Source organism: Pseudomonas sp. SK2 (genome assembly GCF_016772395.1).
Classification (GTDB): domain Bacteria; phylum Pseudomonadota; class Gammaproteobacteria; order Pseudomonadales; family Pseudomonadaceae; genus Aquipseudomonas; species Aquipseudomonas taiwanensis.
In genome coordinates, this window is sequence record NZ_CP061944.1 from 5180286 (window position 1) to 5205027 (window position 24742).

Genomic DNA, 24742 nt, shown 5'->3' on the forward strand with positions numbered 1-24742 from the left:
TGACAAGGGTTAAAACCTTTGGCTCCTAAGCTAATTCCAAAACGTTATTTATTTCTGATTTCTTAGATCATCTAGTCTTCTCGCCATCCATCACCACGATTGCCTGACGAGGAGTTCAACCATGATCCCGCACGCTCCGCTGCGCCTGTTCGCCGCCCTGACCCTCGCCAGCGCCAGCTGGTTGGCCCAGGCCGCTGACCTGACCGTGGCCTACCAGACCACCGTCGATCCGGCCAAAGTGGCCCAGGTCGATGGCGACTATGAAAAAGCCAGCAAGGCCAGCATCGACTGGCGCAAATTCGACAATGGCGCCGACGTGATCACCGCGGTGGCCAGCGGCGATGTGCAGATCGGCTACCTGGGCTCCAGCCCGCTGGCTGCCGCCGCCACCCGCAAACTCCCGGTCGAGACGTTCCTGATCGCCACCCAGATCGGCGCCGGCGAAGCGCTGGTCGCTCGCGACACCATCAAGACCCCGCAAGACCTGATCGGCAAGAAGGTCGCGGTGCCCTTCGTCTCGACCGGTCATTACAGCCTGCTGGCGGCGCTCAAGAGCTGGAACATCGATCCGTCCAAGGTTCAGATCCTCAACCTGGCGCCTCCGGCCATCATCGCCGCCTGGAAACGTGGCGACATCGACGCCACCTACGTTTGGGACCCGGCCCTGGGCGTCGCCAAGGAGAACGGCAAGGTGCTGATCACCTCCGGCGAGCTGGCCGAGAAAGGCGCACCGACCTTCGACGCGTGGATCGTGCGCAAGGACTTCGCCGCCAAGCACCCTGATGTGGTCAAGGCCTTCGCCAAGGTCACCCTCGACGCCTACGCCGACTACCGCAAGGACCCTAAAGCCTGGTTGGCCAACCCTGACAACGTCGCCAAGCTGGCCAAGCTGTCCGGCGCCAAGCCATCGGACATCCCTGTGCTGCTGCAAGGCAACGTCTACCCGCTGGCCGCCGACCAGGCCAGTGCGCTTGGCGCGCCGACGACCCAGGCCCTCACTGACACGGCCACCTTCCTCAAGCAGCAAGGCAAGGTCGACGCAGTGCTGCCTGACTACTCGCCGTACGTCAGCGCCCAGTACATCCCCAACTAAGACTGCAACCGACGGGAGGCTGTCATGGCCTTGCTTGAGCTGGAGCGCATCAGCGCACAGTACCCCGGCGCCACCACCCCGGTGCTGGCCGACATCAACCTGAGCCTGGGGCCGCGCCAGCTGCTGGTGGCCCTCGGGCCTTCCGGCAGCGGCAAGACCTCGCTGCTGAACCTGATCGCCGGCTTCGTCGCCCCCAGCGGCGGACGCATCACCCTGGATGGTGTCCCGGTGCAAGGCCCTGGCGCCGAGCGTGGCGTGGTGTTCCAGGACGATGCCTTGCTGCCTTGGCAGAACGTGCTGGGCAACGTCGCCTTTGGCCTGGAACTGGCCGGTGTCGCTCGCCCGGAGCGCGAGGCCAAAGCTCGCGAGATGCTGGCCCTGGTCGACCTGGAAGGCTTCGGCGAGCGGCGCATCTGGCAGTTGTCCGGCGGCCAGAAACAACGCGTGGGCCTGGCCCGGGCGCTGGCGGCAAACCCTCGGATACTGCTGATGGACGAACCGTTCGGCGCCCTGGATGCCTTCACCCGCGAACAAATGCAAGAGCTGCTGCTGCAGGTATGGCAGCGCACCGCCAAGCCGGTGTTCCTGATTACCCACGACATCGAGGAGGCGGTCTTCCTGGCCTCCGAACTCGTATTGCTGGCGCCGAGCCCCGGCCGCGTGGTCGAACGCTTGCAACTGGACTTTGGCCAGCGCTACGCGGCTGGCGAATCGGCCCGGGCGATCAAGTCCGATCCTCGCTTCATCGAAACCCGCGAACACGTGCTGGCGCGAGTGTTTTCCGAACGTGAAACGGCCCGCCGGGAGGCATCCGCATGAGCATCCTCGAACTGCCGGTTGCCACCAAGCGTACCGCGCCAGCGGCCAAGCCCCGCAAGCCACTGCCAACCCGCTGGATCAGCGCTCTGACCCTCGGGTTGCTACTGTCCTTGTGGTGGCTGGTCACTGCCGCTGGCTGGATCGAACCTTTGTTCCTGCCCTCGCCCGCCGACATCCTGGCCAAGGCGTGGACGCTGCTTACCCAAGGCTACATGGACGCCAGCCTGTGGCAGCACCTGGGCGCAAGCCTGGGCCGCATCGGGCTGGCGCTGGTCGCGGCAACGCTGACCGCCATCCCGGTCGGCATCGCCATCGGCTACAACCGCGTGGCCCGGGGCATCCTCGACCCGCTGATCGAGTTCTACCGCCCGATTCCGCCGCTGGCCTACCTGCCGTTGATCGTCATCTGGTGCGGTATCGGCGAGCTGTCCAAGGTGCTGCTGATCTACTTGGCGATCTTTGCTCCGATCGCCATCGCCACCGCCACCGGCGTGCGCACCGTCGACCCTGCCAAACTGCGGGCCGCGCAATCGCTGGGCGCTACCCAGGCGCAATTGATTCGCCACGTGATCCTGCCAAGTGCCCTGCCCGACATCCTCACCGGCATTCGGATCGGCCTGGGTGTCGGCTGGTCGACCCTGGTGGCCGCCGAGCTGATCGCCGCCACCAGCGGCCTGGGCTTCATGGTGCAGTCTGCGGCGCAGTTCCTGGTTACCGACGTGGTGGTACTGGGCATCCTGCTGATCGCGCTGATCGCCTTCGCCCTGGAGATGGGCCTGCGCGCCCTGCAACGCAAGCTGGTGCCCTGGCATGGGCAAAGCCACTGATTACCGACTGACCACGCTGGCACGCCGGCGCTAGAACGAGACAAGACATGAGCCTGACCGTTACCCCTCTCAGCCCAGCGCTCGGTGCGCTGATCAGTGGCGTGGATATCAGCCGCGAGATCACCGTCGAGCAACGCGATGCCATCGAACAAGCGCTGCTCAAGCATCAGGTGCTGTTCTTCCGCGACCAACCGATCACGCCTGAACAGCAGGCCCGTTTCGCTGCCCGCTTCGGCGACCTGCACATTCACCCGATCTACCCCAATGTGCCGGAAACCCCGCAGGTGCTGATCCTCGACACCGCGGTCACCGACATGCGCGATAACGCGGTCTGGCACACCGATGTGACCTTCTTGCGCACCCCGGCGCTGGGCGCGGTACTTAGCGCCAAGCAGCTGCCGGCCTACGGCGGCGATACACTGTGGGCCAGTGGTATCGCCGCCTTCGAGGCGTTGTCAGCGCCGCTGCGCGAGATGCTCGACGGTCTGACCGCCACCCATGACTTCACCAAGTCGTTCCCGCTCGAGCGCTTCGGCACCACGGCTGAAGACCTGGCGCGCTGGGAAGCTACCCGCCGCAACAACCCGCCGCTGTCTCACCCGGTGGTGCGCACCCACCCGGTGAGCGGGCGCAAGGCGCTGTTCGTCAACGAAGGCTTCACGACTCGCATCAACGAGTTGAGCGAACTGGAGAGCGAGGCGCTGCTGAAGTTGCTGTTCGCCCACGCCACGCGGCCAGAGTTCAGCATTCGCTGGCGGTGGCAGGAGAACGACGTGGCCTTCTGGGACAACCGCGTGACCCAGCATTTCGCGGTGGATGATTACCGGCCGAGCCGGCGGGTGATGCATCGGGCGACCATCCTGGGGGACGCGCCGTTCTGAATGCCCTCGGCTGGTGGCCGCGGCCTTGTGTCGCGAAAGGGCCGCAACGCGGCCCCCGCGATCTATCGGACCAGGTGCAGGAACTGCATGTGCCGTTCGTACTGGTCGAGAATGTCGTTGATGATCTGCTCCTTGCTGTAGCCCACCAGGTCGTAGTTCTGGCTGCCCTCGCTCAGATGCACCTCCGCCCGGTAGTAGCGGCGGTTCTTCAAATCCTGGGTCCCCAATCCACCCAAGGCGAACGATGGCGTGAAATACCCGCGCATCTGCACCTGGTAAAGGAATGGCTGCTCCTCGCCATGGCCAATCTTCAGGCTGACGTTGTCGTGACTCGGGTCGTCCTGGGTAATCAGCGCCAGGCCCTTCTGCTCGAACACTTCGGTCACGTCGGCAATCGCCGGGCGCACCACGTCATCCATGAAGCGATACACCTCATCGCGTGACGGGAAGTGCACCGCCTGGCTCAGACGCTGGCGCCAGCCACCACGACCACGACGTGACTGGGCGAACGGCGCCAACGAGTGCATCTGCGCGATCTGCCGCTGGGACTCCAGGTAAAACGCCTTGTGCAGCCCCCACATCATGCTCAGCAAAATCAGCGAGAATGGCAGCGAAGTCAGCACCACCGCCGACTTGAGCGAGTCGATGCTGCCAGCGAACAGCAACCCGCTGGTGATCAGCGCCGTCATCGCGCCCCAGAAGATCCGCAGCCAGTTCGGCCCATCTTCATCGGCACCACCGCCCTTGGCGGACAGCGTCGACAGCACCACCGTGCCCGAGTCGGCCGACGTGACGAAGAACACGAAGCTGATGAAGACCGTCACCGCGATGACGGTCTTGCTCCACGGGTAGGTTTCCAGCAGCAGGTACAGACTCATCGACGGGTTATCCAGCGCCGACTGCCCGAGCGCGGTCATGCCGTGGTTGATCACCTGGTCCAAGGCGCTGTTGCCGAAGATCGACATCCACGCCAGGGTGAAGCCCAGCGGAATCAGCAGCACGCCGAAGACGAATTCGCGGATGGTCCGGCCACGGGAAATACGTGCGATGAACAAGCCCACGAACGGAGCCCAGGCAATCCACCAGGCCCAGTAGAACACCGTCCAGCCGCCGAGCCAGTCGCGATTCTCACCGTAGGCGTATACATCGAAACTCTTGCGCGGCAAGGCACCGAGGTAGTCGCCGAGGTTCTGGATCAGGGTGTTGAACAAGTGCTGGGTAGGCCCGGCGAACAGCACGAACAGCAACAGCGCACAGGCCAGGAACAGGTTGATGTCGCTCATCACCCGCACGCCCTTCTCGACCCCTGCCACCGCAACGGCTACCGCCGCACCCATCATCAGGGTGATGAGGATGACCTGCACCCACTGGCTATGGCTGATACCGAACAGGTAGTCCAGCCCGGAATTCAGGTGCAGCACGCCGAAACCCATATCGGCACCGAGGCCGAAGACCGTGGCAATGATGCCAAAGCCGTCCACCGCATAGCCGATGGGGCCGTTGATACGCTTGCCGATCAGCGGATACAGCGCCGACCGCAGGGCCAGCGGCAGGTTGTGGCGGTAGGCGAAGTAGGCCAGGGCCATGCCGACGAAGGCGAACACGCCCCAGCCATGCAGGCCCCAGTGCAGGAACAGGATCTGCATCGCCTGGCGCCCGGCCTCCGCCGTACCCGCTTCGCCCTGAGGCGGTTGCAGCATGTGGGTCAGCGGTTCGGAGACGCAAAAGAAGAACAGGGTAATGCTGATGCCAGCGGCGAACAGCATGCCGGCCCAGGACAGGTAACTGAACTCGGGTTCGTCGTGGTCGGCACCGAGCTTGATCTTGCCGTAGCCGGACAAGGCGGTGACCACCACGAAGACCAGGTACAGGGTCATCGCCAGCATGTAGTACCAGCCGACCGTGTTGGCCGCCCAGTTCTGTGCCGCCAGCAGCCACTCACCTGAGGCTTGAGGGAATGCGATGACCACCAGGCCGAACAAAAGGATGAAACTTGCCGCGAAGTAGAACACCGGAGGGTTCATGCGGATCTTGCCGTGGGCAAGGGAAGCGGTCGGTGCACTCATTGGGCATGCACCTCGTCGAAGGACGTGAGGTTCGGATTGAACGGGTTCAGCAAAGGAATCCTCCTGTTGAACACCGGCAGCGGACCAGCGTTTTTCGTTGAACAAGCGTTCAAGTTAAACATGGATCGACTTTCAATGCGACCTGGGGTGCCGACTGGCGAAGGTAGAACCAGCTTGTGGCGGGGCTCCCACAGGCTCACTCAGGCCCCTGTGGGAGCGGGTTCACCCGCGATGGCGCCAACCCGACCCGCCCCCCATCAGGTCAAGTCTTGTCCTGGCAATCCAACTGCAAATTCGCCTGGGTGATGTTGCTCTCGGCTGGCACGCTGCGCGTCAGCCACACGTTGCCGCCGATGGTCGACCCCTTGCCAATGGTGATCCGCCCCAGAATAGTCGCCCCGGCGTAGATCACCACATCGTCTTCGACGATCGGGTGGCGCGCCAGGCCCTTGTGCAACGTTCCCGACTCGTCGCTGGGGAAGCGCTTGGCGCCCAACGTCACCGCCTGGTAGATACGGACCCGCTCACCAATGATGGCGGTTTCACCGATCACCACACCGGTGCCATGGTCGATGAAGAAGCTCGGGCCAATCTGCGCACCCGGGTGTATGTCGATACCCGTGGCCGAGTGCGCCAGCTCCGAGCTGATCCGCGCCAACAACGGCAGGCCGGCCTGATAGAGGTGGTGCGCCAGGCGATGGTGGATGATCGCCAGAATGCCGGGGTAGCACAGCAGGACCTCATCCACACTACGTGCCGCTGGGTCGCCGTGGTATGCGGCCAGCACATCGGTGTCGAGCAGCACACGCAGATTCGGCAGGGCCGCAGCGAAGTCCTGGATCAAGCGCAGGGCCTGGGCGTCCACGGTACTCAGGTCGCCCTTGTTGTGCCTTGCCGCGTAACGCAACTCCAGGCGCGCCTGGGCCAACAGCGCGGTCAGCGCGGCATCGAGGGTATGACCGACATAGAAGTCTTCGCTTTCTTCCCGCAGGTCCACCGGCCCCAGGCGCATGGGAAACAACGCCCCGCACAACTGTTCGAGAATGTGCCGCATGGCCTCGCGCGAGGGCAGTTCGCGCCCGCCTTGCTCACCACTGCTACGGCCATTGCGGGTGCGCCACTGCTCCCGGGCGCTGCGCAGGCCGCTGACGATGCTCTGCAATTGCCAATGCCCAGATGAAGATTGTTCGCTCACGGTGTTCTCCTGCCGGTGTTCTCGAATAGGCACGCATCCCCTGTAGCAACCGGCTTGTCGGCTACGGCATCCGCCGCCCACAAAGGAAGTGCCAGCCTTTTGTCCCACGATACGTCAATTCTCCCCCTTGGAAAAAACAACGCTTTATTCCATCCTGAGCTAACTCGGGCATAAGCTGATTCAAAATCGGGATTTAGGAATAACAACCTGATTTTTTATTATTTCCCGACCTATCAAATTCACCCCTATAGTCGCCAACCACTACTTCCACAACAAGCGCGGGGCCTGTCATGCCGAAATTTGCCAAACCGCTACTCAACGCTACCCTGGCCGTCCTGCTGGGCGCCGGTCTGCTCAGCCAGGCCTTCGCTGGCGAGCAACTGAAAACCATCCAGGAAAAAGGCGTGATCAACGTCGGCCTGGAAGGCACCTATCCCCCCTTCAGCTTCCAGGACGAAAACGGCAAGCTGACCGGCTTCGAAGTGGAGCTTTCCGAGCTGCTGGCCAAAGAGCTTGGGGTGAAGGCCAAGGTCCAGCCGACCAAATGGGATGGCATTCTCGCAGCACTGGAATCCAAGCGCCTGGACGTGGTGATCAACCAGGTCACCATTTCCGAGGAGCGCAAGAAGAAGTACGACTTCTCCGAGCCCTACACCGTCTCCGGTATCCAGGCCCTGATCCTGAAGAAGAAGGCTGACCAGCTGAACATCCACAAGGCGGCAGACCTGGCGGGCAAGAAGGTCGGCGTGGGCCTGGGCACCAACTACGAACAGTGGGTGAAACAGGACGTCCCGCAAGCCGATGTGCGCACCTATGAAGATGACCCAAGCAAGTTCGCCGACCTGCGCAACGGCCGCATCGACGCGATCCTGATCGATCGTTTGGCCGCGCTGGAGTACGCGCAGAAAGCCAAGGACACCCAACTGGCCGGCGATGCGTTCTCGCGCCTGGAGTCCGGTGTTGCCTTGCGCAAGGGCGAGCCTGAGCTGCTGGCGGCCATCAACAAGGCGCTGGACAAGCTCAAGGCTGACGGCACGCTGGCCAAGCTGTCCGAGAAATACTTCGGTGCCGATGTCACTAAATGATCGCTGAAAGCCTGCAACTCGTTGTCGATTCCGCGCCCTTCCTGCTCAAGGGCGCGGGTTATACGGTACTGCTCAGTGTCGGCGGCATGTTCTTCGGCCTTGTGCTGGGGTTTGCCCTGGCACTGATGCGCCTGTCGAAAATCCTGCCACTGAACTGGCTGGCACGTGTCTACGTGTCGTTCTTCCGGGGCACCCCCCTGCTGGTGCAGTTGTTCGTCATCTATTTCGGCATGCCACAGATCGGTATCGAGCTCGACCCGATCCCGGCATCGCTGATCGGCCTGTCGCTGAACATGGCGGCCTACATCTGCGAAATCCTGCGGGCGGCCATCTCGTCGATCGACCGCGGCCAGTGGGAAGCCGCCGCCAGTATCGGCATGACCCGCACCCAGGCCATGCGCCGGGCCATCCTGCCGCAGGCCTTGCGAACCGCACTGCCGCCGTTGGGTAACAGCTTCATCTCATTGGTCAAGGACACTGCCCTCGCGGCGACCATCCAGGTGCCAGAGCTGTTCCGCCAGGCGCAGTTGATCACCGCACGCACCTTCGAAGTCTTCACCATGTACCTGGCTGTTGCGGTGATCTACTGGATTCTCTGCAGCATCCTCGCGCACTTCCAGAACCGCATGGAAGCGCGGGTCAACCAGCACGACCAGGAGCATTGAGCATGATCGAAGTAAAAGGCCTGACGAAGCAGTTCAAGGGCCAGACCGTGCTCAACGGTATCGACCTGACGGTGCAGCCCGGCGAAGTGGTGGCCATCATCGGCCCCAGCGGCTCGGGCAAGACCACCTTCCTGCGCTGCCTGAACCTGCTGGAAACCCCTGATGCCGGGCAGATCCAGATCGGCAACATTCGCATCGATGCCAACCGTCCGCTGGGTAGCCAGCAAGGTGCAATCCGCCAGCTGCGCCAGCAAGCCGGCTTCGTGTTCCAGAACTTCAACCTGTTCCCCCACCGCACGGCCCTGGAAAACGTGATCGAGGGGCCGGTGATCGTCAAGAAGACCCCGAAAGCACAAGCGGCGGAATTGGGCCGGCGGTTATTGGCCAAGGTGGGCCTGGCTGGCAAGGAAGATGCCTACCCACGGCGCCTGTCCGGTGGCCAGCAGCAACGGGTCGCCATTGCCCGCGCCCTGGCCATGGAGCCGGAAGTCATCCTGTTCGACGAGCCGACGTCGGCGCTCGACCCCGAGCTGGTCGGAGAAGTGCTGGCCACCATCCGTGGGCTGGCCGAGGAAAAACGCACCATGATCATCGTCACCCACGAGATGAGCTTTGCTCGCGACGTGGCGAACCGGGTGATTTTCTTCGACAAGGGCGTGATCGTGGAACAGGGCGAGGCCAAGGCACTGTTCGCCAACCCCAAGGAAGAGCGCACACGGCAGTTCCTGCGCAAGTTCCTGGGAACTGCAGCCGGCGATTGAAGGCCATCAGCCGGCGCGCTGGACCTTCAGTCAGCCGGCTGCTTGAACACGTAGAACAGATTCGGCTCGCTGACCAGGTAGATCGTTCCGGCTTCATCCATGGCGATACCCTCTGCCTGCGGTACCGTTTCCTTCAACCCCTGATAGCCCTTGCGCAGCGACAAGGAGCTCAGCGGCCGGCCCTCCACATCCAGTTCCAGCACCAGGCGCGACTCGTCGGACAGCGCCAGCAAGTGCCCGCTGCGCTCATCGAACTGCAGGCTCGACAGGTCCCGTACGAACAGCCGTGAATCGCGCTCGCGGTCCTGCACCACATGCACGGCGTAGGGCTGTTCGGGGTTGGCATGCGGGAAGCCATGAACCTCATAGATCATCATCGGATCCCGCTCCTTGGCCACGAACAGGCGCTTGCCCGTCGAGTCGTATGCCAGGCCCTCGAAGCCCTTGTTTCCGTTCAGGCCAATGCCCAGCGTCAGTTGCTCGGCATCATGGGCATCAAGGAACATCGTGTCATCGTCCAGACGCACACGGATCAACCGCTGCTGGCGTTCGTCGGTGATCACGTAGCTGTTCGGCCCGACGTACTCCACAGCTTCGGGATCGCCGAACCCGGTCAATGGAACACGGCGTAGAATGCGGCCAGCCAACGACAGCTCGATCAATTCCGAGCGCTTGTTGGTCACTGTGAAGAGGGTCTTGCGGTCGGGGTCGTAGGTCAGCGCCGAAACGTCATCGTCCAGCCCTTCGACAGGTTGCGCCTCGACCACCACCCGGTAGCGATCCAGGCCGATGCTCTGCTGCGCAGGCTGCCACCAGGTCTTCAGGTTGAACCAGCCCCGCTCGAACAGGCGAAACTCATAGCCGGCCACCACCACCATGCACAAGGCAAGCAAACCGAAGGTGGCAAGGATCAGTGGCGGGCGGACAAAACGGCGCATAACGGCAGACTCGACGTGAGGATGGCGAATCTAACCATGATCAACTGAAGTAAAGCTTAATGCTGGCGTAAGAATGGCCCGAAGCAATCTTCAGTCTTTTCTGAAGCGATAGAACAGGTTGGGCTCGCTGACCATGTACAGGTTGCCTTGGTCATCCATGGCCACCCCCTCGGCACGCGGCACGGTGTCTTCCAGGCCGTTGAAACCGCCCAGCAGCGTCATGAAGCTGACTTGCTGGCCCTGTTCGTCCAGCTCAAGCAGCATGTTGGAGTCAGCCGACAGCGCGAGCAAATGGCCGGTACGCGGGTCAACGTCAAGGGCCGACAGGTTGCGCAGGTCCAGTTCGTCATTAGGCAGCGATTGCTTCTCGCCCTTCAAAGGGCTGCGGCCATCGGTGCTCCAGGTGAATAGCTTCGGCGGGCGTTCTTCCCCGATGACCAGCCGCTGTCGCAGGGGGTCCCAGGCCACCGATTCGTAGCCCTTGTTGCTCTTGACCGACTCACCCAGGTCGTAGCTCTGGAAGTCGGTTCGGTTCAAGGCCGTGGTGTGCTCATCCACCTTGACCAGGGTCAGGTCGTGGCGGCGCTCGTCGACAATAGCCAGGTGCCCGTCCTCCAGCACAGCGACGCCTTCGGGGTTCTCCCAGCCGTTGAGTGGCATCTTGCGCAGCACATCGCCATCGAGGCTCAACTCGACCAGGAACGGATTCTTGCCCATGACGGCGAACAGGGTGCGGGTGCGCGGGTTGAAGGACAGGTCCGATGCCTCGTCGTCCTCCATGCCCGGCAAGACCTTGGCGTCGATGTCAACCCGATAGTTCGGCAGCCAGACGCTCTCGCTGCGTTCGGCCGAGCTCTCGAAGCGCTCCTTGACCCACAGCAGCCCCCGGTCATCCCAGTGCATCGCCACGGCAACGCCGTAACCGATCACGGCCGCCACGGCCAGCCCGAACGGCCAGCGCAGGAAGAAGCGACGCTTGTGACGGGAGGTGGCAGAGGCGCTGGGGGAGGGAGCCATGCGAAGAGTTCCTGGAATGTGCCGGGCTAACGCTGGCGCCGGTAGATGGACGATGATCAGCGCATTATCCAGATGGTTTGTGAAAAAACTGTCTTGCACACGCGCTGAAGGCCACCTGGCCGACAAGCCGGCTCCCCGGTCAAACCGTGCAACCTGTGGGAGCCGGCTTGCCGGCGATATCCGGCGATGCCGGCAGGCCAGCCGTCAGAGCACGCGGCTTTCGAAACGGCTGACGCCCGGCAGCTCCAGCACCAGCTCATCGCCCACGCTGAACGGGCCAACGCCGGCTGGCGTGCCGGTCAGAACCACATCGCCCGCCTGCAGGGAAAAGTGCGCGGCAATGTGCTGGATCATCGGCACGATGGGGTTGAGCATCATCGCGCTGTTGCCATCCTGGCGCACTTCGCCATTGATGGTCAGGCGAATGCCGATGTCGGTCAGATCCTCGAAGCTGGCGGCGGAAACGAACGGCGGCAGCACGCAGGCACCATCGAAGCTCTTGCTCAGCTCCCACGGCAGGCCCTTTTCCTTGAGCTTGGCCTGCACGTCGCGCAGGGTCAGGTCCAGGGCTGGCGCATAACCGGAAATAGCGTCGAGCACCTCTTCCTCGGTCGGCTTGGTGGACAGCGGCTTGCCCAGCAGAACTGCGATCTCCGCTTCGTAGTGAACCGAGCCACGGTCGGTCGGAATCTTGAAGCCACCTTCCAGCGGCACCACGCAACTGCCTGGCTTGATGAACAGCAGCGGCTCGGTGGGAATGGGGTTGTCCAGTTCCTTGGCATGCTCGGCATAGTTACGGCCGATGCACACCACCTTGCCCAGTGGGAAGTGGATGCGCGTGCCGTCTACGTACTGGTGCTGGTAACTCATGGCCGACTCCTCTGGATACTGCTTTTTATTCAGGAGCGAAGATCTTACCCGGATTCATGATCCCGTTAGGGTCGAAGACGGCCTTAATTGCCTTCATGCAGGCAATTTCTTCAGGCGAGCGGCTGTAGCCCAGGTAGTCGCGCTTGGTCATGCCTACGCCGTGCTCCGCGGAGATCGAGCCGTCATAGCGCTGCACGATCTCGAACACCCACTTGTTGACCTTGGCACAGGAGGCGAAGAAATCATCCTTGCTCATAGAGTCGGGCTTGAGGATGTTCAGGTGCAGGTTGCCGTCGCCGATGTGGCCATACCAGACCACTTCGTAGTCCGGGTAGTGCTCGGCGACAATGGCGTCGATGTCACGCAGGAAAGCCGGCACTTTCGAAACGGTGACCGAGATGTCGTTCTTGTACGGCGTCCAGTGGGAGATGGTCTCGGACAGGTACTCGCGTAGCTTCCACAGGTTCTTGAGCTGGGTCTCGCTCTGGCTCATCACCCCATCCAGCACCCAGCCCTGCTCGACGCAATGCTCGAAGGTGGCCAGGGCCTCGTTGGCGACGTCCTCGGTGGTGGCCTCGAATTCCAGCAGGGCATAGAACGGGCAGTCGGTCTCGAACGGTGCCGGCACATCGCCTCGTGCCATGATCTTGGCCAGGCCCTTGTCGGAGAAGAACTCGAAGGCGGTCAGGTCCAGCCTGGCCTGGAAGGCATGCAGCACTGGCATGATCGAGTCGAAGTCCGGTGTGCCCAGCACCATGGCAGTAAGGTTGCGCGCAGCGCGATCCAGGCGCATGGTGGCCTCGACCACGAAGCCCAGCGTACCTTCGGCACCGATGAACAGCTGGCGAAGGTCATAGCCTGTGGCGTTCTTGATCAGGTCCTTGTTCAATTCGAGCAGTTCACCCTTGCCAGTGACCACCTTGAGGCCCGCGACCCAGTTGCGGGTCATGCCGTAGCGAATGACCTTGATCCCACCGGCATTGGTGCCGATATTGCCGCCAATCTGACTGGAGCCGGAGGAAGCGAAGTCCACCGGGTAATACAAGCCATGTTCTTCGGCGAACAATTGCAGTTGGCGGGTGATGACACCCGGCTGACAGACCACGGTGCGGTCGAAGGCATTGAAGTCGAGAATCTGGTTCATGTAGTCGAAAGCGACGACGACTTCGCCGTTGGCCGCCACGGCGCCGGCAGAAAGCCCGGTCCGCCCGCCAGAAGGCACCAGCGCGACCTTGTGGTAATTGGCCCAGCGGACGATGGCCTGTACCTGCTCGACCGTCTTGGGAAAGACGATGGCCGAGGGTGCTGGGGGAAAATGCTTGGTCCAGTCCTTGCCGTAGGTATCAAGAGAAGCCGCGTCGGTCAGCACCCGGCCAGGGTCGACCAGGGTCTTCAGTTCATCAATTACCGCCGGGTGGGTCATCGCCGGAACTCTCGACTTATTCATAGTCACCCTGAGCACTCTTCACCTGTCGGGATAAGCTCAGATTGTGTCGCGTATGCTAGCATAGCCCCCCTGCTGTTCGTGCTAAGGCCGACACCGCGCCGCTTTACCCCCTCGCCATTTTTTCTCCGGGATACAGGTTTACGCAGATGAGCAAGACTTCTCTCGACAAGAGCAAGATCAGGTTCCTTCTTCTTGAAGGTGTGCACCAGAACGCGGTGGATACCCTCAAGGCTGCCGGGTACACCAATATCGAGTACCACACTGGCTCGCTGCCAGAGGCGGAACTCAAGGAAAAGATCGCTGATGCCCACTTCATCGGCATCCGCTCGCGTACCCAGCTGACCGAAGAGATCTTCGACAGTGCCAAGAAACTGGTCGCTGTCGGCTGCTTCTGCATCGGTACCAACCAGGTCGACCTGAACGCTGCCCGCGAGCGCGGCATCGCCGTGTTCAACGCCCCGTACTCCAACACCCGTTCGGTGGCCGAACTGGTACTGGCTGAAGCCATCCTGCTGCTGCGCGGCATCCCTGAGAAAAACGCCTCGTGCCACCGTGGCGGCTGGATCAAGAGCGCGGCCAACTCGTTCGAAATCCGTGGCAAGAAACTGGGCATCGTCGGCTACGGCTCGATCGGTACCCAGCTGTCGGTCCTGGCCGAAAGCCTGGGCATGCAGGTCTACTTCTACGACCCGCTGACCAAGCTGCCGCTGGGTAACGCCACCCAGGTCACCAGCCTGCACGAACTGCTGGGCCTGGCCGACATCGTCTCGCTGCACGTTCCTGAGCTGCCCTCCACCCAGTGGATGATTGGCGAGAAGGAAATCCGTGCGATGAAGAAGGGCTCGATCCTGATCAACGCCGCCCGTGGCACCGTGGTCGAACTGGATCACCTGGCCGCCGCCATCAAGGACAAGCACCTGATCGGCGCCGCCATCGACGTATTCCCGGTCGAGCCTCGCTCCAACGACGAGCAGTTCGAAAGCCCGCTGCGTGGCCTGGACAACGTGATCCTGACCCCGCACATCGGTGGTTCCACCGCCGAAGCGCAGGCCAACATCGGCCTGGAAGTGGCCGAGAAGCTGGTCAAGTACAGCGACAACGGTACCTCGGTATCGTCGGTCAACTTCCCGGAAGTGGCCCTGCCAGCGCACCCAGGCAAGCATCGCCTGCTGCACATCCACGAAAACATCCCTGGCGTACTCAGCGAGATCAACAAGGTCTTCGCCGAAAACGGCATCAACATCTCCGGTCAGTTCCTGCAGACCGACGAGAAAGTGGGTTACGTGGTAATCGACGTGGACGCCGAGTACTCGGACCTGGCGCAAGAGAAACTGCAGCACGTCAAGGGCACCATCCGTTCCCGCGTACTGTTCTGAGTTTCCACCGCTAACGAAAAAGGCGACCTTCGATGAAGGTCGCCTTTTTTATTGCCTGTGTCCCGGCTCTTTCGCGAATGAACCCGCTCCGGCAGCTTCAGCATGCGAAAGGAGCAGCAATCATTTCACGGTTACCGTGATTTTCTTCGACTCGACGCTCGGCTTGAACGGCACGTGATACTGGTCGCCCAGCACCAGCTGCAAGGTGTGCTTGCCTGGGGTCAGGGTAATGGTCGCTTCGGTCTGCGCCTTGCCGAAGTGCAGCACTTGCGGGCCGGCCGGCAGCGGCGCGTTGTTCTCCGGCATCAGGCTGGTTGGCAATGGCTGATCGGCAGCCGGTGCTGTGTCGACATCCACCAGCAGGTGGTGATGGCCGGTGTGCGGGGTCTGGTCGCCAGCGGGCTTGAGCGCCATGCCTTCGATACCGAACTTGACGGTAAAGGTCTTGTCGACCGTGGCACCATCGGCGGGGGAAACGATGAAGACCTTGGCATCCTGGGGCGGTTCCTGGCTCTTGAGCGCATCCGCAGCGCCGGCGAACACCGATACCCCCATCAGCAAACCGGCGACGGCAGCACGCGAAAATAGGCTGTTCATTCACTTCTCCTGTGATTCACTTATTGGCCGCCCCCAGTAAAACGAATGGCGGCGGTAATTCACCATAGCCCACAAAGAGAATTTTTTCAGTTAGGGTTAAACCTCGCCAAGGCTTCAAGGTCATAGGCTGCGCTCGACCGTGACGAGGAAGAAAGTCGCGGCGAAGGTTATTCATCTGCCAAATAAAAGGGGCATTCATGCGTTCGACCATAGGCGTACTGCTGGCAGTACTGATCACTCCATTGGCTCAGGCCGAGCTGATAGATGAAATCAACGACCGCGGCGAACTGCGCATTGTCGTGCAGGCTGATAACAAGCCTTACGCCTTCAAGGAAAACGACCGCCTGACCGGCTTTCAGGTCGAGTTTGGCCAGGACCTTGCCCGTGAGCTGGACCTGCGCGCCGAGTTCATCGAGGCGCCTGCTGCCGATGTGCTACCAGGCGTAGAAAGCGGGAAGTACGACGTCGCACTGACGGCGGAGCAAGCACAGACCGCCGCCAACGGCACATTGGATGTCAGCCAGCCTTATGGCGAGAAGCAGCTGGTCATTCCGTTCCAGAAGGACAACCCGGCCTTCCAAAGCGCGCTGAACAATGCCCTTCAGCGCCTGAAGGACAGTGGCCGTACCGCACAACTCGAACAGAAGTGGTTCAAGGCGATTCAGACAGCCGAGCCAGCGCCCGCTGCGCTTGCTCCAACTCCAGCTCACTGAACACCAGCACGCCCTCGCGCCGCAGCAATGCCGCCGTGACGCCCTCCCCCGGCACCTTCACCGCGCTGAAGGTGCCATCGTAGGTCAAACGGTTGCCACACGAGGGGCTGCCGGCTTTGAGCACCGCCACGCCGATCGCGTGCTGGCGCACCAACGCCAGCGCCTGCCGCGCCCCAGCCAGAAAGGCACCGCTGACATCCTCCCCGGTGACTGTCAGCACCTGCGCCATGCCATCGAGTACCTGTCCGCCTTGCCCGCCCGGAATCTCCGCAGGAGGACGCGGCGTCGGCAAGCCGCCGGCCACTTCCGGACACAACGGCACTACACGGCCTTCGGCCTGCCAGCGCTGCAACTGATCGTGGTGCCCGCTGGCCCGGCCGTCGTAGCGCACCGGTTGCCCCAGCAGGCAGGCGCTGACCAGGACCTTCGGCAAGTCAGAAGGGTTCGTTGCCACGGCGGCGGAACCAGCCCGTCAGCGACAAGCGCTCGCGCCCGGCCGGCAAGACTTCATGGGGAACATCACCCGAGAGGAATACCACCAGGCTGCCGGCCAACGGCAGGACGTCGTGCTCGACTTCGTCGGCCAGGAACATGCGCAACTGGCCGCCGTCCTGGGGCTGCCAGTCTTCATTGAGGTAGAACACCGCCGAAACGCTGCGGCGATCATCGTCGCGGAAACGATCCAGGTGCCGGCGATAGAATGCACCCGGTGGATACAGGGCGAAATGGCATTCGAAGTCCTCGAGCCCCAGGAACAGGCTACGGTTGATGGCCTGACGCAAGCAGTCCATGGCTTCGAGATAGCGATCGCAGGCGTCGGCCTGACCGGGGTCGATCCACTGGATCTGGTCGCCGCGAATGGCCTCGCGCACTTCCTGGGAAGCGCCCCGTCCAACCCCGGCAGGGTTGAGTTCGCCTTCGGCATGACGGCGCCGACACTCGGCCGCCAGGGCGCGCACCAGGTCCGCAGGCAAGAAAAGGGCCTGCTGCGACCAGCCACGGGTGGCGAGGTCATCGACGACGGCCGACAGCATAGGGTGTTCAGGAGAGATGTGCATGGCGCGCATCATATCCATTAGCCATGACCACGGACAGCGCCACTTGGCTGAGAACCACTCTGATATCTCGACAAAATACCGCCGAGCCAAGGACAATAGCCGCCTGCCGACAGGAGTCCTGAATGCGCCGTCTGTTTTCCCTGCTTCTGCTGATGATCTGCACCATGCCTGTCTGGGCAGACAGCCTCGATCAACTGTACAAGGCCGCCGGCTGGCCCGACCAGCGCGCCCATTTCAACGATGCCCTGACCGCTGCCCAGCAGCGCTACCGCAACAGTTTGCCGCCTGCCGTCTACCAGGCCCTGGTCAACAACAGCAACCAGCGCTTCCAGGCCCAGGCCATGGACCGCCGTGCCCAGGCGCAACTGCGCGCTACCCTGCCCAACCCTTCGCCAGCGCTGGCCTTTTTCCAGTCGCCACTGGGGCGCAAGGTGGTGGCGGCTGAACTTCAAGCTACCCGCAAGGACCAGTTGGCCAAGAATGCCAAGGGCCTGCCAAAGGTCCAGGCCAGCGACGACCGCCTGCTGATCATCGGCCACCTGGCCCAGGCCTTGCCGGCACGCGAGGCCGGAGCCGAAGTGAGCCTGGCGATCGCCGGCGTGGCCGCCGACAGCCTCAGCTCGATGATCCCCGGACTGTTCGGGGGCGGGCAGGCCCAGGGCATGCTCGACGGCCAGCGCCAGCGCCTGATGTCGCAAATCGGCGAAGACCTGAACAACACGCTGCTGTATGTCTATCGCGACTTGTCCGATGCCGAGCTGGAGCAATTCGCCACCTTCGCCGAGTCGCCTGAAGGCAAGGCGTACTACCAGGCAGCCCTTGCCGCTGTGCGTGCGGGGCTGGCGGTGGGGCAAAGTACCGAGGATCTCAAGTAGTCACGCCCAGCCGCTGGTCGATGAATGCGAAGTAGCGCTGGCGGATGCCAGGCAACTCGTTGGCCAGGTGGTGTCGTGCTTCCGGCAGCATCAGAATCTGTGGTTCGCGGAATTTGGCCTTGAGCACCTTGAGGTTATGCTGCCAATCCACCGTGCCGTCTGCCTCGCCCTGCACGATCAGCGGTTGCCGCGTGCTGCGCGGCGCCGCCTCGATCCGCTTGACCCAAGCCGCCAACGCCCCAACCCAGGCCGTGGGCAGGCGCCGAGGTTGGAGCGGGTCCGCTTCGAGAAAGGGCAAGAAAGCAGGGTCGTTGGTGTTCTCGCTGAAGCGCCGCTCGATGCCATTGACGAAGTGGCGCAACACACAATAGCTCAACTTCGACCAGCGCCACCCCCTTGGCCGCACCAACGGCGCCAACAGAATCACTTGGCCATCGGACGGGCTATGCTCGCCCTTGCTCAACAGGTGGTCGATCACGATTGCCCCACCCGTGCTTTGCCCACACAGGTGCCATGGACGAGGTAGCTCAAGCATGCGCGCCTGCTCGAACAACGCATCGAGCACCTGCTGGTACAGCGCAAAATCCTTGATGCTGGCGCGCTCGCCGCTAGACAGGCCGTGGCCTGGCAGGTCGCAACTGATGACCGCATAACCCAGGCCCAGGGCCCATTCGATCACATGTCGGTACAGGCCCATGTGGTCGTAGTAACCGTGCATCAGAAATAGCGTTGCCGTCGGCTCCCTGGGTAGCCACACCTGGCCGACCACCTCGAAACCCGCTGCCTGGAAGCGGCCAAGCCAACTGCGGGCCGGCAGGTCCAGGCCGTAGAAGCGCTGGTATTGCTGGGCCTGCGCCGACAAACGCTCACAGGCTGTCAGCGGTGCAAGGCTGGTACGCAGGTGATTGGGGTCGAAAACAGCGGGCATCAGGTGCATCCACGGTAGAGCAAGTATTGATCTGGGATATTCAGCTCTGCCTGGCGTCATGGCAAGCTTGCTGACCTTCGAACGCACTGCACTGCCGCTCGCACAAGGCTCCGGAAACCCCATGAACGCCCACGTCATCAAGCCTGCAATCACCCTACTGGCACTTGCACTCTGCGCCGCCGGACTGTGGTGGGCCTACGATAGTTTCCAGTCCCGTTACCTGCGCTCGTTCGACAACCAGGCCACCCTGTTCGACGGCAGCCAACTGCGCCTGCCTGCAGAGCTGGCGGGCCCCGGGCCGATCCGGGTGGTGCACTTCTGGGACCCAGCTTGCCCCTGCAACGTCGGCAACCAGCAGCACCTGGGTGACCTGGTCAGCCACTTTGCCGACCAAGGCGTCACCTTCTTCGTCGTGCACAAGCCAGGCAGCCACGGCCAGTTGCCAGCCAACCTCAGCAGCCTGAAACCTATCACCCGTCTTCCCGGCAGCGAGCAGCTGCCAGCCTCACCTGCCGTGGCGATCTGGGACCGCCAGGGCCGCCTGGCCTACTTCGGCCCCTATAGCGAAGGCGCGGTGTGCAATGCCAGCAACAGCTTCATTGAACCCATCCTCAAGGCGTTGCTCGACGGCCGCCCAGTCACGGCCTCCAACACCTTGGCCGTCGGCTGCTATTGCACTTGGGCAGGGTGACGCTCGCGCGCAGGGTTACCCACCACCACAGCACCCGCAGGCACATCGCGCGTGACCACGCTGCCCGCGCCGATCACGGCATCGTCACCGATGGTCACGCCTGGCAAGATGATCGCCGCCCCACCGATCCACACGTTGTTACCGATAGTCACCGGCCGACCACTTTCAAGGCCGGTTCGCCGCAGTGCCGGGTCGAGGGGATGGTCGGCGGTATAGATCTGCACGGCGGGTCCGACCTGGCAGTCGTCGCCGATCCGCACAGGCAGCACATCCAGAATCACGCAGTTGAAATTCATGAAGCTGTTGCGGCCGATGCTGATGTTGTAGCCATAGTCGCAATAGAACGGCGGCCGGATTACCGCACCTTCGCCAGCATGACCGAAGTGTTCGGCGAGCAGGCCATGGCGCTGTTCGTTGAGCAATTCGAAGCTGTTGTTGTATCGCTGCATCCAGTGTTTGTTGGCGATCTGCTCGGCCTGGAGTTCAGGACAACTGGCGTGGTAAAGCTGGCCACTGAGCATCTTCTGTTTTTCGCTGAGGGACATGGGTACGGCTCTCCAAGGGCTATGCTCTGTTCGCGAATCCGTCGATGATCGGACCACAGTTTTGGCGTTCATGCACACAAGGAGTATCGATGAAGCGCAGCTTGACCGTGTTGGCCCTCGTCATGGCGGTGGCCGCGGGAGCCGGTTACTGGTACGTGCAAGGCAAGTTGCCGCGACGCGAGGGCGAGGTTGCCTTGGCCGGCCTGCAAGCGCCGGTCAGCGTGCGCTACGACGCCCGGGGGGTGCCGCACCTGCAGGCACGGAACGAGCAAGACCTGTACCGCGCCCTGGGTTATGTGCACGCCCAGGATCGGCTGTTCCAGATGGAAATCATGCGCCGGCTGGCCCAGGGTGAACTGGCCGAAGTGCTGGGCAGCAAGCTGGTGCCCACAGACACCCTGTTCCGCAGCTTGCGCATCCGCGAGCAGGCTGCGCTCATGGCGCGCCGCCAAGACCACAGCGCGCCGGCCTGGCAAGCCCTGCAAGCTTATCTCGATGGCGTCAACGCCTGGCAGAGCAGCCACCCCAAGCCCATGGAGTTCGACCTGCTAGGCATCACGCCGCGCCCGTTCACCGCCGAGGACACCCTGAGCATCGCAGGCTACCTGGCCTATAGCTTTGCCGCTGCGTTCCGGACCGAGCCTGCGCTGACCTACATTCGCGATCAACTCGGCCCACAGTACCTGACTCTGTTCGATCTGGACTGGAAGCCCCAGGGTGACTTGAACGCCCCCCTGGCGGCTGCCGACTGGACCAGCCTGGAAACCCTCGCCCGGCTCAGCCAAGAAGCGCTGGGCGATGCGGGCATCCCGCAGTTCGAGGGCAGCAACGCCTGGGCCATAGCCGGTAGCCGCACCCGCAGCGGCCTGCCCCTGCTGGCCGGCGACCCGCACATCAGCTTTGCGGTGCCGGCGGTGTGGTATGAAGCCGAGCTTTCAGCCCCCGGCTTCAACTTGTATGGGTATTTTCAGGCACTCAACCCCTTCGCCATGCTCGGGCACAACCGCGACTTCGGCTGGAGCCTGACCATGTTCCAGAACGACGATGTCGATCTGATCGCGGAGCGGACCAATCCGGCCAATGCCGAACACGTGATGGTCGATGGCAAGTGGCGCCCCCTCAAAAAGACAGAGCAGAAGATTGCAGTCAAAGGTGAAGCGCCAGTCACCCTCACCCTGCGCCGCTCCCCCCACGGCCCGATCGTCAACGATGTGCTCGGTGCCACCGCCAGCACCACGCCCATTGCCATGTGGTGGGCGTTCCTCGAAACCGAGAACCCAATCCTGGAAGGCTTCTACCAGCTCAACCGTGCGGACACCCTGGGCAAGATGCGCGAGGCGGTGGCCAAGGTGCAGGCGCCCGGCCTGAACTTCGTCTGGGCCAACGCGCGCGGCGACATCGGCTGGTGGGCGGCGGCGAAGCTGCCGATACGCCCCGATGGCGTGAACCCAACCTTCATCCTCGACGGCGCCAGCGCGCAGGCGAACAAGCTGGGCTTCTACCCGTTCAGCGTCAACCCACAGCAGGAAAACCCAGCCAGCGGCTACATCGTGTCAGCCAACTTCCAGCCACCCGCCACGGTGCCCATACCGGGCTATTACAACTTGCCGGATCGGGGCCGCCAACTCGACCGCCGGCTGGCCGACCCTGATATCAAGTGGGACACCCGCAACAGCCAGTCCCTGCAATTGGACACCAGCAACGATTATGGCCCTCGCACCCTGGCACCACTGCTGTCGACCCTGCGTGCGGTGGCCCAGGGCGACGAGGAAAAAGAGCTGGTCGAACAGCTGGCCGCCTGGCGCGGCGATTACCCGCTGGACTCGATCAGTGCCACGCTGTTCAACCAGTTTCTCTATGAGCTGGCGTTCGCGGCCTTGCATGACGAACTGGGTGATACCTGGTTCCCGGTGTTGATCAGCACCCGTGCCATCGACGCCGCCCTCCCACGCCTGGCCGCCGACCCACAGTCGCCCTGGTGGAACCTGCGCGGCGGCAATGAACGCACCGACCGGACGGCCATCGTGCGCATGGCCTGGCAAAAGAGCCTTGTGCACCTGCGGGATACCTTCGGCAAGGACCCGGCGAGCTGGCAATGGGGCAAGGCCCACACCCTCACCCACAACCACCCGCTGGGAGCGAAGAAGCCGCTGAACCTGTTGTTCAATGTCGGTCCATTCGCGGCGCCCGGCACCCATGAGGTACCGAACAACCTCTCGGCGAAGATCGGCCCGGCGCCCTGGCCGGTCACCTACGGGCCTTCGACGCGGCGGTTGATCGACTTCGCAGACGCCTCGCAAGCGCTGACCAGCAACCCGGTCGGGCAGAGTGGCGTGCTGTTCGACACCCATTACGCCGACCAGGCCGAGGACTACATCAACGGCCGCTACGCCAAAGCGCAAATGGGCGTCATACCGGCCCAAGGCACGCTACGATTGAACCCGGCACATTAACCAGCAAGGCACCCCCATGCAGAAACACTTCATCGAAATCGACGGCGCCCGCATGAGCTACGTCGACCAAGGCCAGGGCTTCCCGGTCCTGCTGGGCCACAGCTACCTGTGGTCGGCCCAGATGTGGCAACCGCAGATCGAGGCGCTGTCACAACACTTCCGAGTCATCGTCCCCGAGCTGTGGGGCCATGGCGACTCCGACGCGCCACCGGCCACCACTACCGACATGGGCGCCCTGACTCGCCAGCACCTGGCGTTGCTGGATGCCCTGGATATTCCCAAGTGCCACCTGGTAGGCCTGTCGGTCGGCGGCATGTGGGGCGCACAGTTGGCCATCGAGCACCCGACGCGCATCGACCGCCTGGTGCTGATGGACACTTACCTGGGTGCCGAACCTGAAGCGACCCGGCTGAAGTACTTCGGCCTGCTGGATGCCGCCAGTGCAGCAGGCTGTTTCCCGGAGCCGCTGCTGGATATCGTCGTGCCGATTTTCTTCCATGCCGAAGGCCAGACGGTGCCAGCGGTTCGCGAGCGTTTCCGCGCGGACCTGAAGGCCAGCACCGCGCAGGCCATTCGCAACAGCCTGGACCCCATGGGCCGGGTGATCTTCGGACGCCCCGACCTGCTGGCGCGGCTGGGTGAACTGGCGGCGCACAGGACCATCGTCCTCTGTGGCGACCAGGACATCCCCCGGCCGCCGGCCGAGTCTGGCGAAATGGCAAGGATCATCGGCTGCCTGGCGGCGCAGATCCCGTTTGCAGGACACATCTCCAGCCTTGAGAACCCGCAGGTGGTGAATGATTTCCTGCTGAGCTGGTTGCCGCGCAGCGCCTGAGAAGAACGGCGCGCTCCTATCGGCCGAAAACGAAAACGCCGACACACAGGTGTCGGCGTTTTCACATCAGGCAACGCGTTAACGGCGCATCAGAACGCCGGCAACACTGCACCCTGGTACTTCTTGGTGATGAATGCCTTCACCTCGGGGCTGGTCAGGGCCTTGGCCAGCTTCTGGATGGCTTCGCTGTCCTTGTTGTCCGGACGCGCCACCAGGAAGTTCACATACGGCGAGTCGCTGCCCTCGATCACCAAGGCATCCTTGGCAGGGTTCAGGCCGGCTTCCAGCGCGTAGTTGGTGTTGATCATGTCCAGGTCGACCTGGTCCAGCACACGCGGCAGCATGGCCGATTCCAGCTCACGGAACTTGAGCTTCTTGGGGTTCTCGGCGATGTCTTTCGGCGTGGCCAGCGCGTTCTTCGGATCTTTCAGGGTAATCAGGCCAGCCTTCTGCAGGAGCAGCAGGGCACGGCCGCTGTTGCTGCCCTCGTTAGGGATTGCAATGGTGGCGCCTTCTTTGAGCTCGGCCAGGGACTTGACCTTCTTCGAATAGCCACCGAACGGCTCGACGTGCACGCCGATCACGGTTTCCAGGTGGGTACCCTTGCCTTCGTTGAAGTTCTGCAGGTACGGCAAGGTCTGGAAGTAGTTGGCGTCCAGGCGCTTCTGGTCGACCTGCACGTTGGGCTGGACGTAGTCGGTGAAGACCTTGATCTGCAGGTCGACACCTTCCTTGGCCAGGGTCGGCTTGATCAGCTCCAGGATCTCGGCATGCGGTACGGGGGTCGCTGCAACTACCAGTTTCTCGGCGGCGCAGGCCAGGCCGGCGAACGACAGCGCAGCGGCCAGGGCAGTGGTCAACAGAGTCTTCTTCATGGTGTTCCTTGTTATGAACCTGGGCCATCGGTGATGGCAAAGTCGGGTGCCCAACCGTTCTAGCGGGGGGGCGTGAGGCGGACAATACCGAGATTTTTTATACCGTAACAATATCTTTTAATTAGCTGCTTA

Annotated in this window: 26 protein-coding genes; 13 read left to right on the forward strand and 13 right to left on the reverse strand. The window is 62.7% G+C overall.

Features of this window, described 5'->3' with window-relative positions; all coding sequences use genetic code 11:
* Positions 1 to 121: 121 nt before the first annotated feature.
* Genes tauA through tauD form a run of 4 tightly spaced genes read left to right on the forward strand, consistent with a single transcriptional unit; the run spans position 122 to position 3620 of the window.
* A complete protein-coding gene (gene tauA / locus IF103_RS23495; RefSeq protein WP_023382907.1) occupies positions 122 to 1093 on the forward strand; it encodes a taurine ABC transporter substrate-binding protein in 972 nt (323 codons plus the stop codon).
* Positions 1094 to 1117: 24 nt separating this feature from the next.
* Positions 1118 to 1912 (forward strand): taurine ABC transporter ATP-binding subunit, encoded by a 795-nt coding sequence (gene tauB / locus IF103_RS23500; RefSeq protein WP_202675742.1) that lies wholly within the window; start codon positions 1118 to 1120, stop codon positions 1910 to 1912.
* A complete protein-coding gene (gene tauC / locus IF103_RS23505) occupies positions 1909 to 2739 on the forward strand; it encodes a taurine ABC transporter permease TauC (protein ID WP_023382909.1) in 831 nt (276 codons plus the stop codon). The genes tauB and tauC overlap by 4 nt, the downstream gene beginning before the upstream one ends.
* A 47-nt stretch (positions 2740 to 2786) precedes the next feature.
* Positions 2787 to 3620, forward strand: a complete 834-nt coding sequence (tauD, locus tag IF103_RS23510; RefSeq protein WP_202675743.1) for a taurine dioxygenase — start codon at positions 2787 to 2789, stop codon at positions 3618 to 3620.
* 62 nt (positions 3621 to 3682) lie between these two features.
* Here the strand turns inward: tauD and betT are convergent, their stop codons facing one another.
* Both betT and epsC read right to left on the reverse strand, forming a co-directional pair.
* Positions 3683 to 5644 carry a choline BCCT transporter BetT gene (gene betT, locus IF103_RS23515; protein WP_209439657.1) on the reverse strand — a complete coding sequence of 654 codons (1962 nt, stop codon included), beginning with the start codon at positions 5642 to 5644 and terminating at the stop codon, positions 3683 to 3685.
* 304 nt (positions 5645 to 5948) lie between these two features.
* Positions 5949 to 6881, reverse strand: coding sequence for a serine O-acetyltransferase EpsC (gene epsC / locus IF103_RS23520; protein ID WP_027907221.1), 933 nt, complete (start codon positions 6879 to 6881; stop codon positions 5949 to 5951).
* A gap of 290 nt (positions 6882 to 7171) precedes the next feature.
* Here epsC and tcyJ point away from each other — a divergent pair, with 290 nt between their 5' ends.
* Genes tcyJ through tcyN form a run of 3 tightly spaced genes read left to right on the forward strand, consistent with a single transcriptional unit; the run spans position 7172 to position 9392 of the window.
* On the forward strand, positions 7172 to 7966 hold the full coding sequence (tcyJ, locus tag IF103_RS23525; protein ID WP_023382913.1) for a cystine ABC transporter substrate-binding protein: 795 nt from the start codon (positions 7172 to 7174) through the stop codon (positions 7964 to 7966).
* Positions 7963 to 8631, forward strand: coding sequence for a cystine ABC transporter permease (gene tcyL, locus IF103_RS23530; protein ID WP_023382914.1), 669 nt, complete (start codon positions 7963 to 7965; stop codon positions 8629 to 8631). The genes tcyJ and tcyL overlap by 4 nt, the downstream gene beginning before the upstream one ends.
* Before the next feature lie 2 nt (positions 8632 to 8633).
* Positions 8634 to 9392 carry an L-cystine ABC transporter ATP-binding protein TcyN gene (tcyN, locus tag IF103_RS23535; protein WP_023382915.1) on the forward strand — a complete coding sequence of 253 codons (759 nt, stop codon included), beginning with the start codon at positions 8634 to 8636 and terminating at the stop codon, positions 9390 to 9392.
* 26 nt (positions 9393 to 9418) lie between these two features.
* Here tcyN and IF103_RS23540 read toward each other — a convergent pair whose 3' ends face one another.
* The 4 genes from IF103_RS23540 to IF103_RS23555 all read right to left on the reverse strand — a co-directional run bounded on the left by IF103_RS23540 (position 9419) and on the right by IF103_RS23555 (position 13640).
* Entirely contained in the window at positions 9419 to 10330 is a 912-nt protein-coding gene (locus IF103_RS23540) for an SdiA-regulated domain-containing protein (protein WP_202675744.1), read from the reverse strand.
* A gap of 90 nt (positions 10331 to 10420) precedes the next feature.
* Complete coding sequence (locus IF103_RS23545; RefSeq protein WP_023382917.1) at positions 10421 to 11347, reverse strand: SdiA-regulated domain-containing protein; 927 nt, start codon at positions 11345 to 11347, stop codon at positions 10421 to 10423.
* A 204-nt stretch (positions 11348 to 11551) separates the two neighbouring features.
* Positions 11552 to 12217 (reverse strand): fumarylacetoacetate hydrolase family protein, encoded by a 666-nt coding sequence (locus IF103_RS23550; protein WP_023382918.1) that lies wholly within the window; start codon positions 12215 to 12217, stop codon positions 11552 to 11554.
* A 25-nt stretch (positions 12218 to 12242) separates the two neighbouring features.
* Positions 12243 to 13640, reverse strand: coding sequence for a D-2-hydroxyglutarate dehydrogenase (locus IF103_RS23555; RefSeq protein ID WP_202676193.1), 1398 nt, complete (start codon positions 13638 to 13640; stop codon positions 12243 to 12245).
* Positions 13641 to 13810: 170 nt separating this feature from the next.
* Between IF103_RS23555 and serA the strand changes: the two genes are divergently transcribed.
* The gene (gene serA, locus IF103_RS23560) at positions 13811 to 15040 is read left to right on the forward strand and encodes a phosphoglycerate dehydrogenase (protein WP_023382920.1); all 1230 of its coding nucleotides are present in this window, start codon (positions 13811 to 13813) and stop codon (positions 15038 to 15040) included.
* Between the two features lie 120 nt (positions 15041 to 15160).
* On the opposite strand, the gene IF103_RS23565 is transcribed toward serA, so the two are convergent.
* Together IF103_RS23565 and IF103_RS23570 are read right to left on the reverse strand one after the other, a co-directional pair.
* On the reverse strand, positions 15161 to 15637 hold the full coding sequence (locus IF103_RS23565) for a DUF4399 domain-containing protein (protein WP_023382921.1): 477 nt from the start codon (positions 15635 to 15637) through the stop codon (positions 15161 to 15163).
* A gap of 16 nt (positions 15638 to 15653) precedes the next feature.
* Positions 15654 to 15848, reverse strand: coding sequence for a hypothetical protein (locus IF103_RS23570; protein ID WP_158491103.1), 195 nt, complete (start codon positions 15846 to 15848; stop codon positions 15654 to 15656).
* On the opposite strand from IF103_RS23570, the gene IF103_RS23575 reads away from it, so the two are divergent.
* Positions 15835 to 16350 carry a substrate-binding periplasmic protein gene (locus IF103_RS23575; RefSeq protein ID WP_023382922.1) on the forward strand — a complete coding sequence of 172 codons (516 nt, stop codon included), beginning with the start codon at positions 15835 to 15837 and terminating at the stop codon, positions 16348 to 16350. The genes IF103_RS23570 and IF103_RS23575 overlap by 14 nt on opposite strands.
* Here IF103_RS23575 and IF103_RS23580 read toward each other — a convergent pair.
* On the reverse strand, positions 16289 to 16804 hold the full coding sequence (locus tag IF103_RS23580) for a 2-thiouracil desulfurase family protein (protein ID WP_027907219.1): 516 nt from the start codon (positions 16802 to 16804) through the stop codon (positions 16289 to 16291). The two genes, IF103_RS23575 and IF103_RS23580, sit on opposite strands and share 62 nt — an antisense overlap.
* Positions 16785 to 17417, reverse strand: a complete 633-nt coding sequence (locus IF103_RS23585; RefSeq protein ID WP_081669665.1) for a 2OG-Fe(II) oxygenase — start codon at positions 17415 to 17417, stop codon at positions 16785 to 16787. Before IF103_RS23585 ends, IF103_RS23580 begins: the two co-directional genes overlap by 20 nt.
* 113 nt (positions 17418 to 17530) lie before the next feature.
* Between IF103_RS23585 and IF103_RS23590 the strand changes: the two genes are divergently transcribed.
* Positions 17531 to 18283 carry a DUF2059 domain-containing protein gene (locus IF103_RS23590; RefSeq protein WP_023382925.1) on the forward strand — a complete coding sequence of 251 codons (753 nt, stop codon included), beginning with the start codon at positions 17531 to 17533 and terminating at the stop codon, positions 18281 to 18283.
* Here IF103_RS23590 and bipL read toward each other — a convergent pair.
* Complete coding sequence (bipL, locus tag IF103_RS23595) at positions 18276 to 19211, reverse strand: phospholipase BipL (RefSeq protein ID WP_023382926.1); 936 nt, start codon at positions 19209 to 19211, stop codon at positions 18276 to 18278. The genes IF103_RS23590 and bipL overlap by 8 nt on opposite strands.
* A 121-nt stretch (positions 19212 to 19332) precedes the next feature.
* On the opposite strand from bipL, the gene IF103_RS23600 reads away from it, so the two are divergent.
* Complete coding sequence (locus tag IF103_RS23600) at positions 19333 to 19902, forward strand: DUF6436 domain-containing protein (protein WP_027907217.1); 570 nt, start codon at positions 19333 to 19335, stop codon at positions 19900 to 19902.
* Here the strand turns inward: IF103_RS23600 and IF103_RS23605 are convergent.
* Complete coding sequence (locus IF103_RS23605; protein ID WP_023382928.1) at positions 19881 to 20447, reverse strand: sugar O-acetyltransferase; 567 nt, start codon at positions 20445 to 20447, stop codon at positions 19881 to 19883. The two genes, IF103_RS23600 and IF103_RS23605, sit on opposite strands and share 22 nt — an antisense overlap.
* An 89-nt stretch (positions 20448 to 20536) precedes the next feature.
* Here IF103_RS23605 and IF103_RS23610 point away from each other — a divergent pair, with 89 nt between their 5' ends.
* Both IF103_RS23610 and IF103_RS23615 read left to right on the forward strand, forming a co-directional pair.
* Positions 20537 to 22900: a penicillin acylase family protein gene (locus tag IF103_RS23610; protein WP_202675745.1), complete on the forward strand. Its 2364-nt coding sequence runs from the start codon at positions 20537 to 20539 to the stop codon at positions 22898 to 22900.
* Positions 22901 to 22916: 16 nt separating this feature from the next.
* Positions 22917 to 23735 (forward strand): alpha/beta fold hydrolase, encoded by an 819-nt coding sequence (locus tag IF103_RS23615; RefSeq protein ID WP_023382930.1) that lies wholly within the window; start codon positions 22917 to 22919, stop codon positions 23733 to 23735.
* An 89-nt stretch (positions 23736 to 23824) separates the two neighbouring features.
* On the opposite strand, the gene IF103_RS23620 is transcribed toward IF103_RS23615, so the two are convergent.
* Positions 23825 to 24610 (reverse strand): MetQ/NlpA family ABC transporter substrate-binding protein, encoded by a 786-nt coding sequence (locus IF103_RS23620; protein WP_023382931.1) that lies wholly within the window; start codon positions 24608 to 24610, stop codon positions 23825 to 23827.
* Positions 24611 to 24742: the final 132 nt, after the last annotated feature.